This window comes from Arthrobacter rhamnosi (genome assembly GCF_054510975.1).
Genome location: NZ_JBTNDN010000001.1, coordinates 393,646 through 408,805 on the forward strand (window position 1 = coordinate 393,646; position 15,160 = coordinate 408,805).

Annotated in this window: 15 protein-coding genes and 2 tRNA genes; 3 read left to right on the forward strand and 14 right to left on the reverse strand. The window is 69.3% G+C overall.

All coding sequences use genetic code 11. The annotated features are described in order from the left end of the window. Positions 1-7 precede the first annotated feature (7 nt). From ACX80J_RS01815 to ACX80J_RS01845, 7 genes are all read right to left on the reverse strand, one after another. Entirely contained in the window at positions 8-448 is a 441-nt protein-coding gene (locus ACX80J_RS01815; protein WP_459346624.1) for a MaoC family dehydratase, read from the reverse strand. A gap of 2 nt (positions 449-450) precedes the next feature. Further along, a complete protein-coding gene (locus ACX80J_RS01820; RefSeq protein WP_459346625.1) occupies positions 451-900 on the reverse strand; it encodes an FAS1-like dehydratase domain-containing protein in 450 nt (149 codons plus the stop codon). 82 nt (positions 901-982) lie between these two features. After that, positions 983-1,213, reverse strand: coding sequence for a hypothetical protein (locus ACX80J_RS01825; RefSeq protein ID WP_459346626.1), 231 nt, complete (start codon positions 1,211-1,213; stop codon positions 983-985). Positions 1,214-1,248: 35 nt separating this feature from the next. Beyond that, complete coding sequence (locus ACX80J_RS01830) at positions 1,249-2,214, reverse strand: DUF2797 domain-containing protein (protein ID WP_459346627.1); 966 nt, start codon at positions 2,212-2,214, stop codon at positions 1,249-1,251. Between the two features lie 53 nt (positions 2,215-2,267). Continuing rightward, positions 2,268-3,317 (reverse strand): ATP-dependent DNA ligase, encoded by a 1,050-nt coding sequence (locus tag ACX80J_RS01835; protein WP_459346628.1) that lies wholly within the window; start codon positions 3,315-3,317, stop codon positions 2,268-2,270. 121 nt (positions 3,318-3,438) lie between these two features. Further along, complete coding sequence (locus tag ACX80J_RS01840) at positions 3,439-4,005, reverse strand: type 1 glutamine amidotransferase domain-containing protein (protein ID WP_459346629.1); 567 nt, start codon at positions 4,003-4,005, stop codon at positions 3,439-3,441. Between the two features lie 136 nt (positions 4,006-4,141). After that, entirely contained in the window at positions 4,142-4,726 is a 585-nt protein-coding gene (locus ACX80J_RS01845; protein WP_459345443.1) for a helix-turn-helix domain-containing protein, read from the reverse strand. 92 nt (positions 4,727-4,818) lie between these two features. On the opposite strand from ACX80J_RS01845, the gene ACX80J_RS01850 reads away from it, so the two are divergent. The 3 genes from ACX80J_RS01850 to ACX80J_RS01860 all read left to right on the forward strand — a co-directional run bounded on the left by ACX80J_RS01850 (position 4,819) and on the right by ACX80J_RS01860 (position 7,812). Further along, positions 4,819-5,952, forward strand: a complete 1,134-nt coding sequence (locus ACX80J_RS01850) for an NAD(P)/FAD-dependent oxidoreductase (protein WP_459346630.1) — start codon at positions 4,819-4,821, stop codon at positions 5,950-5,952. After that, positions 5,942-6,571 carry a class I SAM-dependent methyltransferase gene (locus ACX80J_RS01855; protein ID WP_459346631.1) on the forward strand — a complete coding sequence of 210 codons (630 nt, stop codon included), beginning with the start codon at positions 5,942-5,944 and terminating at the stop codon, positions 6,569-6,571. The genes ACX80J_RS01850 and ACX80J_RS01855 overlap by 11 nt, the downstream gene beginning before the upstream one ends. Before the next feature lie 71 nt (positions 6,572-6,642). Next, a complete protein-coding gene (locus ACX80J_RS01860; protein WP_459346632.1) occupies positions 6,643-7,812 on the forward strand; it encodes an RtcB family protein in 1,170 nt (389 codons plus the stop codon). Between the two features lie 323 nt (positions 7,813-8,135). Here ACX80J_RS01860 and ACX80J_RS01865 read toward each other — a convergent pair. From ACX80J_RS01865 to ACX80J_RS01895, 7 genes are all read right to left on the reverse strand, one after another. Further along, positions 8,136-8,209 (reverse strand) — tRNA-Met (locus tag ACX80J_RS01865). A 54-nt stretch (positions 8,210-8,263) separates the two neighbouring features. Then, positions 8,264-8,335, reverse strand: a tRNA-Thr gene (locus ACX80J_RS01870). A gap of 131 nt (positions 8,336-8,466) precedes the next feature. After that, positions 8,467-10,386, reverse strand: coding sequence for a DEAD/DEAH box helicase (locus tag ACX80J_RS01875; protein WP_459346633.1), 1,920 nt, complete (start codon positions 10,384-10,386; stop codon positions 8,467-8,469). 335 nt (positions 10,387-10,721) lie between these two features. Then, positions 10,722-11,378, reverse strand: a complete 657-nt coding sequence (locus tag ACX80J_RS01880) for an MOSC domain-containing protein (protein WP_459346634.1) — start codon at positions 11,376-11,378, stop codon at positions 10,722-10,724. A 37-nt stretch (positions 11,379-11,415) separates the two neighbouring features. Then, a complete protein-coding gene (locus ACX80J_RS01885; protein ID WP_459346635.1) occupies positions 11,416-12,090 on the reverse strand; it encodes a response regulator in 675 nt (224 codons plus the stop codon). After that, a complete protein-coding gene (locus ACX80J_RS01890; RefSeq protein ID WP_459346636.1) occupies positions 12,087-13,700 on the reverse strand; it encodes a sensor histidine kinase in 1,614 nt (537 codons plus the stop codon). The genes ACX80J_RS01885 and ACX80J_RS01890 overlap by 4 nt, the downstream gene beginning before the upstream one ends. Further along, a complete protein-coding gene (locus ACX80J_RS01895) occupies positions 13,700-15,079 on the reverse strand; it encodes a glycosyltransferase 87 family protein (protein ID WP_459346637.1) in 1,380 nt (459 codons plus the stop codon). Before ACX80J_RS01895 ends, ACX80J_RS01890 begins: the two co-directional genes overlap by 1 nt. Positions 15,080-15,160 lie beyond the last annotated feature (81 nt).

A 15,160-nucleotide genomic window follows, 5' to 3' on the forward strand; every position in this document is an offset into this window, starting at 1 on the left:
GGGACGGTCACGGGAGTTTCACCACGGCCTGGGCCTTGACGAGGACCTTCTGCCCGGCGAACGTCACGGTGAGGTCGATGCGCGCCGTCGACCGTTCGGTATCGATCGCACCGACCACGCCGGTCACCTCGACGACCGCGCCGGGCTCGCCGGGCTGCGCCGTCGTGTCCTCGACGATCACCGGCTTGGTGAAGCGAGTCTGGTAGTCGACGACGGCGGCCGGGTCGCCGCTCCAGTCGGTCACGAGCTGCACCGCCGCACCCATCGTGAACATCCCGTGCGCGATGACGCCGGGAAGCCCGACGCCCTCCGCGAAGGACTGGTTCCAGTGGATCGGGTTGAGGTCTCCGGAGGCACCGGCATACCGCACGAGGTCCTGCCGGGTGATGCCGATCGTGGTGGAGCCGATCTGCTGGCCGACCTCGAGGGAAGCTGCTGATACTGCCATGGTTACTGGTCCTCTCCGCGCACGAGGATGGATGAGGTGGACGTGGCCGTCGGCTCGCCGTCGACGGTCGAGATCTCGGCGCGCGTGGTGATCATCGCTCCGCCGCCCATGGAGCGCACGGAGTCCACGTGCAGTTCGGCGACGAGTTCGTCCCCGGCGAGGATGGGGCGGTGGTGGACGAAGCGCTGGTCGGCGTGGACCACGCGGGTGAAGTCGATGCCCGCGCTCGGATCACTGATGAGCTGGGCGTCGGCACGCTGGGCCACGATGATGGCGAACGTGGGCGGGGCCACGAGGTCCCGGTACCCGAGCGCTGCCGCGGCGTCGACGTCGTAGTGCGCCGCGTGGGTGGCCTTGACGGCCCGGGCGAAGTCGCGGATGGCCTCGCGTCCCACGGAGTAGGTGTCTCCCGCGGGATAGCTGCGTCCCTGCAGGTCTGGGTCGATGGTCATGGATCCTCCGGTGGAAGCGGGGTCGGGCGTTGCGGGTAGGCCTGGTGCGGAATCTGGGGGTCGGCGTCGATCGGCGCTCCGGTCAGCGCGTGTCCGTCCTGCGGCGTCGGACGTCGCGTGCGCGGACGACCATGCCTGCGAGGTGGCACACCATGCCGACCACGATGATCGGGATGCCCGTGACGACGAGACCGGGCCGGTCCGTCGCGGCACCGACCACGGCGATGAGGATGCCGATCGCCGTGGTCACCAGTGCCGAGACCACCAGCCGTCGGTACAGGTCCGAGCCGGTCTCCCAGGGCGTATTCAGCATGATCCGATTCTACTGCCGGCGGTGGGGCGCGTTGCTCAGAAGAGGGCTTCCTGCACGGCGGGTACCGGTGTGCTGAAGTCCCCGAGGCGCAGCCGCCTGCCCTTGAGCCGGGCGAGGTCCGCGACGAACACCAGATCCGTGCCCTCGATCGAGACCAGGGCCGACGGGCCGACCACCTCCCGGATGATGAACCCGTGCTGCCCGGTCCCGAGGGGCTGCGGGTACGGCTGCAGTCCAGTCAGGCCGAGGACGGCGGACCACGACGGCGGCGGGTCGAACTCCTCGTGCACCACCTCGAAGCCATCGATGCCCATTCCGGCCTCGAGCAGCCCCCGGGCAGCCAGGGCGAAGCCGTCGTTGATGGATTCGAGCCGCGCGAAGGGCAGCGGCGCGCACAGGGATGCCGCCTTGGTCCCGGACCTCACGGCCTGCTGCAGGCCGACCGTGCGGGTCACCTCGTCCTCGAGGATCCGGACGATCCGCCCGTCGGCCGCATGGGCGACGAACTGCGCGACAATGGCGCCCTGTTCCACGAGGCGCGCCCGCTTCCGCGGATCCGACGCCGTGCCGACCTTGCTCGAACCATCCGCGAACGTCGCGACGTACAGCCAGTGCGGCTGATCGAGGTACCGCTTGAGCCCGGCCGGAGCGATGCCGGAGCGATGGATGTCGTGCATGAAACGGACGTCGTCCTGGGCGAGGCACCGGATGCACTGGTAACCGCGTTCGGCCCGCGCCTGGTCCGCGCAGGGCACCCGGGTGCGGTCGTCGCGTCCATGGACGCGCTGGAACCCCAGGCAGAACCTCCCCTCCTCCGAAACCTCGAAGGCCAGCTTCCTCCCGGGGAGGTCGAGGTCCCATCGCCCGTCGCCGCGCGCTCCGCCGTCCGCGGGCGCCCCGGACGGTTCCTCGGGCCCCTTCTCCGGAGGCACCGGGTGCAGCGACAGGACGGGACCCGCGGCGTGCCAGGCGACGCCGCTGCAGAGGTGGGTGGGGTTCATCCCTCCAGCCTAGAGAGGCGGAGCGGCGGTGCGGTCCGCGGAACCCGGGCGGCTCAGGCGAGCACCTTGCTGAGGTCGTAGGCCGCGGGGATCTCGAGCTGCTCGAAGGTGCAGGAGCGCGCCTCGCGGTCGGGCCGCCACCGTTCGAACTGGACGGTGTGGCGGAAGCGGTCGCCCTCCATCTGGTCGTACCGCACCTCGACGACCCGCCGGGGCTCCAGCCGGATGTAGGACACGTCCTTCGCGGAGGCGAAACGGCTGCGCTCGGTCGCGCCGAGCTGCACCTCGCCGGTGTCGTCACGCATCACGTCGGGCTCCAGCTCGTCCACGAGCTCCAGGCGCCGCTTGTCGGAGAAGGCCGAGATGCCGCCCACGTTCCGCAGCTCGCCGCCGTCGTCGAACAGGCCGAGCAGCAGGGAGCCGACACCCTGGCCGGACTTGTGCACCCGGTACCCGAGTACCACGACGTCGGCGCTGCGATGGTGCTTGACCTTGAGCATGAGCCGCTTGTTCGGCCCGTACGCCGCCGCGAGGGGCTTCGCCACGACACCGTCCAGTCCGGCGCCCTCGAACTCCACGAGCCAGCGCCGGGCGAGTTCGACGTCGTGCGTGACCTGCGACAGGTGGACCGGCGCGGAGAAGGATTCCCCGATGCCTTCGAGCGCCGTTCGCCGCCGGCTGAAGGGCACGCCCGTCAGGTCGTTGTCGTCGATGCCGAGGAGGTCGAAGGCGATGAACGACGACGGCGTCTGCCCCGCGAGGAGGCGTACCCTGCTCTCCGCCGGGTGGATGCGCTGGGACAGGGCCTCCCAGTCCAGCCTCTCCGCGCCGTGCTCGCCCTGGCGCACCACGATCTCACCGTCGACGACGCAGCGCCCGGGGAGGTTCTCGAGCAGCGCGTCGACGAGTTCGGGGAAGTAGCGGGTGAGCATCTTCGAGCCGCGGCTCCCGATCTCGCAGGTGCCGTCCTCGATCCTCACGATCGCCCGGAAGCCGTCCCATTTCGGCTCGTAGAGCAGGCCGCCCGGGACGCCGTCCGGCTCGGGGACGGCGTCCACGGCCTTCGCGAGCATCGGCTGGACGGGAAACGGCAGGTTCGTCATGCCCTGATCCTGTCCCATGGAGAGCCTGCTTGGCTATGCGGGGAGCTGGGCATCGCACCCGTCCGGGCACCGGGAGGCAGCACGGAGCTGCGGGCGCGATCCACGGGAGATGACGGGCGGACTAGGGGGTCTGGCCCTCGTGCGGCCCTTCCTCGATCTCCTCGAGGAGCTTGTCGTTGAAGGCGTCGAGGTCCCCGGGGTTGCGGCTGGTCACGAGGCCCTGGTCCACCACCACTTCCTCGTCGCTCCAGTTGCCGCCGGCGTTCTTCAGGTCGGTGGCGAGCGTGTGGTAGGACGTCAGGTCGCGCCCGCTGACCACTCCGGCCTCGATCAGCAGCCAGGGCCCGTGGCAGATGGACGCCACCGGCTTGTGCTGTTCGAAGAATGCCCGGGTGAAGGCCTGGGCGTCCTTGTCCACACGCAGGAAGTCCGCGTTGACCACGCCGCCCGGCAGGACCAGGGCGTCGAAGTCGTCCGCCGTGGCGTCGGCCACCGCGAGATCCACGTCGAACGTCTCACCCTTGTCCACGCCGTCGAAGCCCTGCAGCGTCCCGGTCTTGGGTGAGACCAGCGTGGGGACACCGCCCGCTTCCTTGACCGCGTTCCACGGGCTCGTGAGCTCGATCTGCTCCACCCCGTCCGTCAGCAGGAATGCGACTTTCTTGCCTGAGATGTTGTGTTCGGACATGCTGTTCTCCCTTGCGTAGAGCGTGGCTGTCATACCGCTTCCACCCTAGGAAGCACCCAAGTGATAAGCAAGCTGAGCAATTCCCGCGGAGGGGCCGCCGGGCATGACGCTGCGGGCGCGATCCGCGCCCGGTCCGCTACGGCCGCTTCGGCCGGGCGCGCACGTGCATCCGCTCGCCCTGCTGCCCGAAGAGGCTGATGAGCTCGACCGCCTCCCCGTTGGCGCTGGCGAACCAGTGGGGCGTGTGGGTGTCGAACTCTGCCGCCTCGCCGGGTCCGAGCACGAAGTCGTTGTCGGCGAGGACGAGCCGCAGGGAGCCGTTGAGGATGTAGAGCCATTCGTAGCCCTCATGGACCCGCAGGTCGGGCTCCGTGCCGCGTGCGTTCCCCGCGAGCACCAGCTTGTACGCCTGCACGCCGCCCGGCCGCCGGGTCAGGGGGATGGCCGTCATGCCGTGGTGCTGGATGGGGCGCAGGTGGACCCGGGGATCGCCGGAGGGAGGCGCGCCGACGAGGTCGTCGAGCGGCACGCCGTAGAGCTGCGCGATGGGCAGCAGGAGCTCGAGATTGGGCCGCCTCTGGCCGGACTCGAGCCTGGACAGGGTGCTGACGGATACCCCGCACGCCGAGGACACCTCGCCGAGGGTCAGGTTCCGTTCGGTGCGCAGGGCACGGAGTCGTGGGCCGACGGCGTCGAGCACTGGAGTGAGATCTGCTGGCATGGAGTCATCTTGCCATACCGGCAAACATGTTTGCGCATTCTTCACCGAGCAGCCGATGCTGGACGTATCAGTGGACCAGAAGGAGAACCACCATGGCAGTCATCACCCAGCCCGCGCAGGACAGGTACGACGTCGTCGTCGTCGGAGGCGGGGCCGCCGGGCTCAGCGCCGCCGTCACCCTGGGCCGCGCGCTCCGCTCCGTCCTCGTCCTCGACTCCGGACGACCCCGCAACGCCGCCGCCTCAGGAGTCCACGGATTCCTGTCCCGCGAGGGCATGAGCCCTCGCGGCCTGCTGGAAATCGGCCGGGCCGAGGCCGAAGCATACGGTGCAACCGTCATTGCAGCGGAGGTCACATCAGTGCAGCGGGATGCGGAAGGGTTCATCGCGGGGACGGCTGATGGGAGGCGCTTCAGCGGACGGCGCCTGCTCGTCACCACGGGTCTGACCGACGGCCTCCCCGACATCCCGGGCCTGCGGACGCAGTGGGGCCGCGGCGTCATCCACTGCCCGTACTGCCACGGGTACGAGGTGCGGGGCCGGAGCATCGGTATCCTCGGCACCGGCCCCCTGTCCGTGCACCAGGCCCTGCTGTTCCGGCAGTGGTCCGACGACATCACCCTGTTCCTGAACGACACCGTCACTCCCACGGACGACGAGTGGGACAGGCTCGCCGCGCGCTCCGTGCGCGTCGTCGACGGGCCGGTCGCCTCCATCGACGAGGAGGACCACGTGCTCACGGGCGTGACGGTCCAGGGGGCCCGCCGCTTCCCGCTGCACGCCGTCGCCGTCGGCACGCGGATGGAGTCGAACAGCGGGCTCCTGGAAGCCCTGGGGCTTCGGCCGGAGGACCATCCCTCAGGGATGGGCTCCTTCGTGGCACCGGGACAGCGGGGGATGACGTCCGTTCGGGGCGTCTACGTCGCGGGCAATGTCTCGAATCCCGCTGCGCAGGTCGTCGTCGCCGCGGCCGAGGGGACCATGGCCGGCGCGGCGATCAACGCCGACCTTGTGGAGGAGGAAACGGCGTGGGCCGTCGAGGGCTACAGCGGCCCCTTCTCGGCGTCGTCGGAGGCGGGAGTCTCGGTGCGGGTCCTTGGCACACGCCGCCATGGGCTCGATGATGGGGCAGGAACGGGCGCCGCAGCGTCCACCGGCGCTCCGCTCCAGGCAGCAGCGGGAGTCACCGGGGCAGGAACGGAAGAAGGGATGCGCCGTGCGGGTTGAGTACACGCAGGAATTCTGGGACGACCGCTACCGGCAGCACGCGAGGATCTGGAGCGGTAGGCCGAACCGGCAGCTCGTGACGGGAGTGGAGGACCTGCCGCCGGGAAGGGCGCTCGACGTCGGCTGCGGGGAGGGAGCGGACGCCGTCTGGCTCGCCTCCCGCGGCTGGGAGGTCCTGGGGATCGACATCTCCGAGGTCGCTCTCTCCCGGGCACGCGCCCATGCGGAGGACCTCGACGCCTCCGTCGCCGAACGCCTGGAGTTCCGGCAGGTGGACCTGCTGGCCTCGCCGGAGCTGCCCGGCGGCCTGGACCTCGTCTCCGCCCACTTTCTGCACCTGCCCGAACCGGAACGCTCGCGCGTTTTCGGAGCGCTGGCGGCCCTCGTCGGTGCCGGCGGGACGCTGCTGATCGTTGCCCATGACCCCTCGGACCTGAAGACCGAGATCCGGCGGCCGCCGCAGCCCGAGCTGTTCTACACGCCGCAGGAGATCGCGGCCCTCCTCGACGACGCCTGGGACATCCGGGTCTGCGAGTCGCGCCCGCGGACCGAGCACACGGGGGACGGCCGGGACATCACCGTCCACGATGCGGTGCTCCAGGCGGTACGGATCCGCTGAGCCATCCGCAAGGGTCCGGCGGGAGGACGTCTGGCCTGCCGTCCCGCCGGGCTCCTCGGTAGCCTCGACGGATGGAGTGGATCAACGAGAAGTACGTCAATTTCGCCAGCATCATCGATGACGCGACGCTGGCGCAGAATCGGATGACGAGCTCGATGCCGTTCGTGTACCCGCACTTCGCGTCCATGCCGGACGCCCACCTCGGCCTGGGCTGCGCGGTCGGCTCGGTCCTGCCGACCCTCGGGGCGATCATCCCCGCGGCCGTCGGCGTCGATATCGGCTGCGGGATGGTCGCCGTGCGCACCGACTACACCGCCCGGGACATCGCCCGACTCGATCGCCGTGTCCTGCGCGAGGCGATCGAACGGGCCGTCCCCCTCTCCGCCGGCAACAACAACAAGCGGGTGAGCGCCTCCGCCGAGCCCCGCATCGACGCGCTCGAACGGGACGCGCGCTCGGCCGGCTTCGACCCGTCGACCTACGTGAAGGCCTGGCGCCTGCAACTCGGCACGCTCGGTTCGGGCAACCACTTCATCGAGGTGTCCCTCGACGAAGTGGACGACGTGTGGCTCTTCCTGCACTCCGGGTCCCGGGGCATCGGGAACCGCATCGCGCAGCGGCACATCACGGCAGCACAGGACTACTGCGCACGCCGGGCCATCACCCTGCCGCACCGGGACCTCGCGCACCTCGAGGAGGGCACCCCCGAATTCGACCGGTACATCAGCGAACTGATGTGGGCGCAGAGATTCGCTCTGCTCAACCGTGAGGAGATGATGGACCGCGTGGTCCGCCAGTTCACCGCCTGGGTAGGCAGACCGGTGCAGGAGCGCGAACGCATCAACTGCCACCACAACTACACCCAGCGGGAGACGCACTACGGCAAGGACGTGTGGCTGTCCCGCAAGGGCGCCATCGCGGCCGACCCCGGGCGTCCCGGGCTGATCCCCGGTTCGATGGGCACGCGGTCCTACGTGGTCACGGGCAGGGGCAACCGGGAGGCCATGGATTCGGCCCCGCACGGGGCCGGACGCGAGTACTCCCGCAATGCTGCCCGCAGGACGTTCACCCAGGACCAGCTCCGTGCCGCCATGCGAGGCATCGAATTCCGTGACACCCCGGCGTTCCTCGACGAGATCCCCGCGGCCTACAAGGACATCGACGTCGTCATGCAGGATGCGAAGGACCTGGTGGACATCCGCCATACGCTGCGCCAGATCATCAATGTGAAGGGCGACTGATCGGCCGCCGGACGGCTTCCCGCCGGAGCGCCGGGAACGGGAGTGGCGGCGGTTAGGCTGGCGCCGTGTCCATCCCGGCCGTCCCGCCGACACCGGCCCCGATCCTCGTGGAGGTCGGGTCTTCGGGTGGCTCTCGACCAGCAACTGGGCCGCAAGACCCCGCAATCCGTGAAGGATGTCGCAGAAGGCAAGCGATAGCCCTCCTCCAGACCTCCGGGGCAGAGTATCCGATCGAAGCCCGGCAGGCACGCCTGTCGGGCTTCGTCGTTTCGGCATCCGAAGAACGAAAAAGCCCCGGAACCGAAGTTCCGGGGCCTTGTCCGTAGCGGTGGTGGGACTCGATCCCACGACCTCACGATTATGAGTCGTGCGCTCTAACCAGCTGAGCTACACCGCCCTAAATGAGGCTGCCCGCACCGATCGGATGATCGTCACGGGCCCCTCATTTACGAGCCCCCCACCGGAATCGATCCGGTGACCTCGTTCTTACCAAGAACGCGCTCTACCACTGAGCTAGGGGGGCAACAGCAAGAAACTTTACCAGTTCCGAGCCGCTGGTGCGAAATCGACAGCCGCCCCTCGAGGGACGGACCCCGGATTCCGCATCGGACCCGTGCACTGCACGGGTCCGACGGGGTTTCGCCTAGCTAGTTCCTACCACTGCTCGGACTGCGCGGTGGAACGTCCTGCTCCGGCTCCGGCGCCCTTGGCGTGGCGGGGCTTGCGGTTGGCGTCGCCCGAAAACCGGGTGTCGCTGTCACGCTTCGGGAAGTCCTTCTTGAAGGGCTTCTTGAACTCGCCTGCGCCGCGGTTGCCTGCGGGCTTGCGTCCCTTGTCGAGCTCGAGGTGGATGAGCTCGCCGCCGATGCGCGTCTTGGAGAGCGCGCGCAGCTGGTCGGTCGTCAGGTCCGCGGGCAGCTCCACCAGGCTGTGGTCCGCACGGATGTCGATGCCGCCGATCTGCGAGGAGGACAGGCCACCCTCGTTGGCAATGGCACCGACGATCGAGCCCGGCATCACGCGCTGGCGACGGCCCACCGCGATGCGGTAGGTGGCGTTGCCCTCGGTGAGCGTGCGCGTCGGGCCGCGGGACCCGAAGGCATCCTTGCGTCCCTCGGCGCGCTCGCGCTGTCCTGCGGGAGCGACGGGGATGTCCTGCACGAGGATCGGCTGGCCGCCCTGCGCCATGACGGCAAGGGCTGCAGCGATCTCGCTGGCGGGCACGTCGTGCTCGCGCTCGTAGGTGGCGATCAGGTCGCGGAACAGCGCGACGTCCTTGCCGGCCAGCGTCTGCGTGATCTTGTCCGCGAACTTGCTGAGGCGCAGCTCGTTGATCTTCTCGGTGGAGGGCAGCTGCATCTGCTCGACGGGCTGGCGCGTAGCCTTCTCGATCGAACGGAGCAGGTACTTCTCACGCGGGGTGATGAAGAGGATCGCGTCACCGGAACGGCCTGCACGGCCGGTGCGGCCGATACGGTGCACGTAGGACTCGGTGTCGTTCGGGATGTCGTAGTTCACGACGAGCGAGATGCGCTCCACGTCGAGACCGCGGGCTGCTACGTCCGTGGCGACGAGGATGTCGATCTTGCCTTCGCGCAGCGCCTCGACGGTGCGCTCGCGCTGCTGCTGGGGGATGTCTCCGTTGATGGCTGCTGCCGTGAAGCCCCGTGAACGCAACTTGTCCGCCAGGTCTTCGGTAGCCGCCTTGGTACGGACGAAGGCGATGATGCCGTCGTAGTCCTCGACCTCAAGGATGCGGGTCATCGCGTCGAGCTTGTGCGGGCCCATGACCTGCAGGTAGCGCTGGCGCGTGTTGGTGCCCGTCGTCGTCTTGCCCTTGACGGAGATCTCGGCCGGATCGTTCAGGTACTTCTTGGCGATACGGCGGATGGCCGGGGGCATGGTCGCGGAGAACAGAGCAACCTGCTTCTCCGCCGGCGTGGAGGCGAGGATCTTCTCCACGTCCTCGGCGAAGCCCATGCGCAGCATCTCGTCGGCCTCGTCGAGCACGACGTACTCGAGGTTCGAGAGGTCCAGGGAACCCTTCTCGATATGGTCGATGACGCGGCCGGGGGTACCGACGACGACCTGCGCTCCGCGGCGGAGCCCGTTGAGCTGGGGGCCGTAGGGCGATCCACCGTAGACGGGGAGGACGGTGAAGCCCTCCATGTGCTTGGCGTAGGAGGTGAAGGCATCGGCTACCTGCAGCGCGAGCTCGCGGGTCGGTGCGAGCACCAGGACCTGCGTGTTCTTGCTGGGCCCGCCGTTGACGTCGGCCAGTTCCGCCATCTTGGACAGCGCGGGCACGGCGAACGCGGCGGTCTTGCCGGTGCCCGTCTGCGCCAGCCCGACGACGTCGCGGCCTTCGAGCAGCGCGGGGATGGTCGCTGCCTGGATGGGTGAGGGCTTCTCGTAGCCGAGGTCGGTCAGCGCCGCGAGGATGCGGCCGTCGAGGTTCAGCTCGGTGAAGCGGATGTCCACGCCGTCGTCGTCGGACTCTGCTGCGGGAACCGCTGCGGTGGTCTCGGTGACGAGGGTGGTTTCGGTGATCTGCTCGGACAGGTTTTCAGGCACGGAAGAATTCCTTCAGGTAGGTGCCGGACGGCCTGACAGGAAGGAGCCTGCAGTGCCGAATGAACATGGAAATCCGGCACTGTTTCAATCCCGAGGCCGAACTTCCTCGTCACACCGTGGTCTCTGCTCTCTCAGCAGTGATGTGTGACTTTTCTTCTAGCCGGCGCTCCCTGATGAATCTGCTCGCGAGTCTGTGCTCCGAGCCCCAACACAACCTATCCGGCCCTGAGGGGCGGAAATAAAGGGAATACCGGTGTGGGGGATATATCCAGTCTACTGCACGACGGGACCGACCCGTTCCATCCGGTGTCCTCCGGGAGGTGACCTTCGGCACGTCAGGCCGACGGGGCGACTCTCAGTGCCTTCAGCGCAGCCTTGCGGACCTGCGGGGTGAGCGTGAGATGCCCTTCGGCCGCGGTGTCGAGCAGCCTCTGCGCCTGCGACTCGGCGAGACCCGCGTGGACCTGTGCTGCGGTGACGCCGTGGTCGGGGACGCTGTCCAGGTGGATGGTGTCGCCCGCGATGATGCTGCCCTTCGTGACGACGCTCAGATAAGTGCCCACACGGTTCGCCTCCGCGAATCGCTTCACCCAGGACTTCTCGCCGAGGTACCGGGCGAAGTTCACGCAGGGCGTGCGCGGCATGGTCACTTCGAGGACCACCTGCTCCCCCACGCGCCAGCGCTCGCCGATGACGGCGGAGGAGGCGTCGATGCCCGCCACGCGGAGGTTCTCACCGAACAGGCCCGGCGTCACCTCGCGTCCCAGCTGCCGCGACCAGTAGTCGGCGTCGTCCTGCGCGTAGGCGTAGAGGGCCTTGGTGGGGCCGCCGTGGTGCTTGCGGCTCGCCTGGACGTCGCCGGTCAGGCCCAGCGGGTGCACGTTCACGGGCCCGTCGACCGCCCGTTTGTCGATCGCGGTGACGCCGGTCGAGTCCCGCGTGGGAAGGAGCTCGTGCACGCGACAGATGGCGAGGAGGGTGCCGGTGGTCATGGCGACCATCCTAGGGGCACCTCGCCGGCCTCCCGCGTCACGGCTCGAACCGGTAGCCCATGCCACTCTCGGTGACGAAGTAGCGGGGAGCGCCCGGATCGGGTTCGAGCTTCTTCCGCAGTTGCGCCATGTACACACGGAGGTACTGGACGTCCTTCGCATACGCCGGGCCCCACACATCGAGCAGCAGCTGCTGCTGCGAGACGAGCCGGCCCGGATGCGCGATCAGGCGGTCGACGATCTTCCACTCGGTGGGCGTGAGCCGGATGTCCCGGCCGTCCTTCAGCACCCGGCGGGCTCCGGCGTCGAGCGTGAAGTCGGGTGTCTCGATGACCGGCGCGCCGGCCTCGGCCGCCGCACGCCGGCTGGCCGCGCGGAGGCGTGCGAGCAGTTCGTCGAGGCCGAACGGCTTCGTCACGTAATCGTCCGCACCCGCATCGAGGGCATCGACCTTGTCCTGCGAGCCGTGCCGGGCGGACAGCACGATGATGTGCACCTGCGACCAGCCACGGATCCGGCGGATGACGTCCACCCCGTCGATGTCCGGCAGCCCGAGGTCCAGCACGATGATGTCGGGGTGGTGTTCGGACGCGGCTGCGAGTGCCGTCTCGCCGTCGACCGCCGTCACGCACTGGTAGCCGTAGGCGCGGACGTTGATCTCCAGGGCACGGAGGAGCTGCGGTTCGTCGTCGACGACGAGCACGCGCGTCACAGCTCCACCACCCCCGTCGAGATGGGCAGGCGGATGACGAACGTCAGACCGCCGCCGGGAGTCTGCTCGGCGTCGAGCACGCCGCCCATGACCTCCGTGAATCCCTTGGCCACCGCGAGCCCGAGCCCGACGCCGGCCCCCGACGGTGCGTCGTCGAGCCGCTGGAACGGGCGGAACATGGCGTCGACGTCGTCGCGGGACACACCGTGTCCGTGGTCGATGACGCGCAGCTCGCTGGCCGGGAAGCCGTTGATCAGGGCCCTCCCGGTACCGCCGACGGATGCGGTGACCTCGATCGGGGAACCCGGCGCATACTTCACCGCGTTCTCGACGACGTTCGCGATCACGCGCTCCAGCAGCCCGGGGTCTCCCTCGATGGCAGGCAGGTTCGGCGGGATGTGTACGCGGACGCGGTCCTCGGGCACGTTGGCGAGGGCGGGCCCGACGACGTCGATCCACCGCAGTGGGCGTACGTGCGCGTTCACCGCGTCTCCGGTGATGCGCGACATGTCCAGCAGGTTGTTGACGAGCGCGTCCAGCCGGTCCGAGTAGTCCTCGATGGTCTCCAGCAGTTCGTCCTCGTCCTCCTGGGAGAACGTCACATCGGACTGCCGGAGGCTGCTGACGGCGAGCTTGATCCCGGCGAGGGGGGTCCGCAGGTCGTGGGACACCGAGCGCAGGATCGCCGTACGCATGACGTTGCCCTCGACGAGCCTCTGGTTGGTGCGCGTGCTCGCGAGGAGTTCCTGCCGCTGCAGCATCGAGCGGAGCTGGCCGGCGAATGCCGTCAGCAGTCCGCGCTCGCGCGAGGAGAGGTGGTGCCCGTAGAGCGCGAGGAGGACGTCGCCGTCGACCGCTTCGACCGTGGTCGCGGCGTCCATCGTCCAGCGGTCCATGTCACCTGCCTGCGGGGTAGCGCGCAGCCCGGCGTCCGTCCTGGCTCCCGCAGCGGGTGCCGCGGCGGCTGCCACCGCCCCTCCGTGAACGGCTCCCGGGAGGGCAGGACCGGGCACCGGTGGGCGCACGGCCAGGGCCTTGCGCTCCATCGTGCCGGCGCCCGAGGCGTCGGACCCGTCATCGGCGTCCTGTTCCGAGGGGCCCACGAGCCCGAACAGCGCCACGGCATCGACGTCGAACTGGGTCTGGACGTGGCGCAGGAAGCCCTGGAGCGTGTCCTCCTCCGCCAGTGCGCCACGCGCGAGTTCGCCGAGCAGGGCGGCCTCCTGCTGCGCCAGGGCCGCTTCCCGGGACCGGCGTGCCGACAGCCCGACGACGAGCGACACCGTCACCGCGACGGCGATGAAGATCAGCACTGTGATGACGTTCTCGGCATCCGAGATCTCGAGGGACCCGAAGGGCTCCGTCGAGGTGTAGTTCAGGATGATGCTGCTCCACAGGGCGCCGAGCAGCGCGGGCCAGAGGCCCCCGATCAGGGCGACGGCGATGACCCCGGCGAGCTGGAAGAGGACATCGACCGCGAGCAGCGAGTGCCCCGCCAGGAAGACGGCCGCCTCGAGCAGTGGCGGCAGGACCAGCGCGACGGCGCAGCCCGCGGCGACCCGCAGGCGGCCGACCGGAGCCGCGAGGGTGCGCCGCACTGCGGTGACCATCAGCGGGTGCCGCGGAAGGCGCCGTCGTCGGACCGGCCGTGCAGGGCGCCGGACACGCGGTCCCTGCCGGTGCCGCCGCCCGCCGTGGCCTGCTCCTCGTTCCGTGGACGCACCGCCCCTTGCGGGTGCAGCCCTTGCTCCGGGCGCACCGCTCGCAGCGTCCGCGACAGGAGGACCCAGAACACGGTGACTGCGAGCGCGCAGAACACGCCGGCGCTGGACGCCATGAGCCAGCCGGTCACCAGCTGGGAATCGAGGTCGTCCGCACCCAGCAGCACACCGATCGTCTTGGGCGAGTAGATGAAGACCAGGAGGGTGAGCACGAAGAGTGCGGCCGCCGTCGTGCGGTACGCGCGCAGTTCCCCGGGATGCCCGGCAGCCTGGCCTGCGAGGACCGCCAGGACGACGACGATCCAGACCCAGTGGTGTGACCACGAGATCGGTGAGATGAGGAGCATGAGCAGCGAGGTCATGGCGATCGGCAGGAACCGGTCCGCACGGCGTCGGGCCTCGCGGATGATGTAGGCCGTCGCCGCCACGAGCAGCAGTGAGATGAGCAGCCACGGAACGGTGGAGGGGAAGTCCGGTCCCAGGAAGTGGAGGATGGCACCGCGGAGGGACAGGTTGTCCACGTAGCCCTCGCCGCCGATCCGGCCGGTGTCCCGCAGCATCTGCAGCCAGTACATCGACGATTCGGCCGGCAGCAGGAGGAAACCGAGCGCGATGGTCCCGAAGAAGCCGGCCGCCATGGTGAACAGCTGCTTCCACTCGCCGCGCACGAGGAAGTACAGGCCGAAGACCAGCGGCGTCAGCTTGATGCCGGCCGCGATGCCCGTGAGCAGTCCGGTGGGCATCCGGCGGTGCGGCCCCGAGAGGAGGTCGGCGGCGATCATCGCGAAGAGCAGGATGTTGACCTGCGAGAAGGCCATGGTCTCGCGCCACGGGCCCAGTAGGGAGACGAGCCCGGTTCCGGCGATCGCCAGCGGCAGCGCCGTGGGGTGCCTCACCACGTCCCGAACGGTGCGGAACCCGCCGAGGTACCGGGTGGCCAGCAGGGACGTCGCGGCCGCGATGAGGATCGACAGCCACACGAAAAGCATTGCGCCGGTCTCGGCGCTGACGAGCGTGAGCACCGTGAAGGCGAGCGCCGCGAACGGCGGATACGTGAAGAGAAGGGACCCCTCGCCCTCCCCGAAGGACCGCGTGTACAGCGAGCCGTCGCCGTCGACCACGGACTGCCCGCCCATGCGGTACACCCGGAAATCGAGGCCGATGACGTCGGCCCAGGCGAACGCCCAGGCCATCAGGGCCCAGGCCACCACTCCTGCGGCGACAAGGCCCAGCGCCCGGACTCCTGCCGCCGTACTGCGCTGGCTCATGCTTTCCTTCCGATGGACAGGGTGCGGTCACCGGTCCCGATGGGCCGGAGAACGGCTCATCCAGTGTAGGCACGGCTCCCG

Excerpts from the sequence above, each read along its gene's own strand:
- ACX80J_RS01815 (WP_459346624.1), bottom strand. The coding sequence starts at position 448 with ATGGCAGTATCAGCAGCTTCCCTCGAGGTCGGCCAGCAGATCGGCTCC.
- ACX80J_RS01820 (WP_459346625.1), bottom strand. The coding sequence starts at position 900 with ATGACCATCGACCCAGACCTGCAGGGACGCAGCTATCCCGCGGGAGAC.
- ACX80J_RS01825 (WP_459346626.1), bottom strand. The coding sequence starts at position 1,213 with ATGCTGAATACGCCCTGGGAGACCGGCTCGGACCTGTACCGACGGCTG.
- ACX80J_RS01830 (WP_459346627.1), bottom strand. The coding sequence starts at position 2,214 with ATGAACCCCACCCACCTCTGCAGCGGCGTCGCCTGGCACGCCGCGGGT.
- ACX80J_RS01835 (WP_459346628.1), bottom strand. The coding sequence starts at position 3,317 with ATGACGAACCTGCCGTTTCCCGTCCAGCCGATGCTCGCGAAGGCCGTG.
- ACX80J_RS01840 (WP_459346629.1), bottom strand. The coding sequence starts at position 4,005 with ATGTCCGAACACAACATCTCAGGCAAGAAAGTCGCATTCCTGCTGACG.
- ACX80J_RS01845 (WP_459345443.1), bottom strand. The coding sequence starts at position 4,726 with ATGCCAGCAGATCTCACTCCAGTGCTCGACGCCGTCGGCCCACGACTC.
- ACX80J_RS01850 (WP_459346630.1), top strand. The coding sequence starts at position 4,819 with ATGGCAGTCATCACCCAGCCCGCGCAGGACAGGTACGACGTCGTCGTC.
- ACX80J_RS01860 (WP_459346632.1), top strand. The coding sequence starts at position 6,643 with ATGGAGTGGATCAACGAGAAGTACGTCAATTTCGCCAGCATCATCGAT.
- ACX80J_RS01880 (WP_459346634.1), bottom strand. The coding sequence starts at position 11,378 with ATGACCACCGGCACCCTCCTCGCCATCTGTCGCGTGCACGAGCTCCTT.
- ACX80J_RS01890 (WP_459346636.1), bottom strand. The coding sequence starts at position 13,700 with ATGGTCACCGCAGTGCGGCGCACCCTCGCGGCTCCGGTCGGCCGCCTG.
- ACX80J_RS01895 (WP_459346637.1), bottom strand. The coding sequence starts at position 15,079 with ATGAGCCAGCGCAGTACGGCGGCAGGAGTCCGGGCGCTGGGCCTTGTC.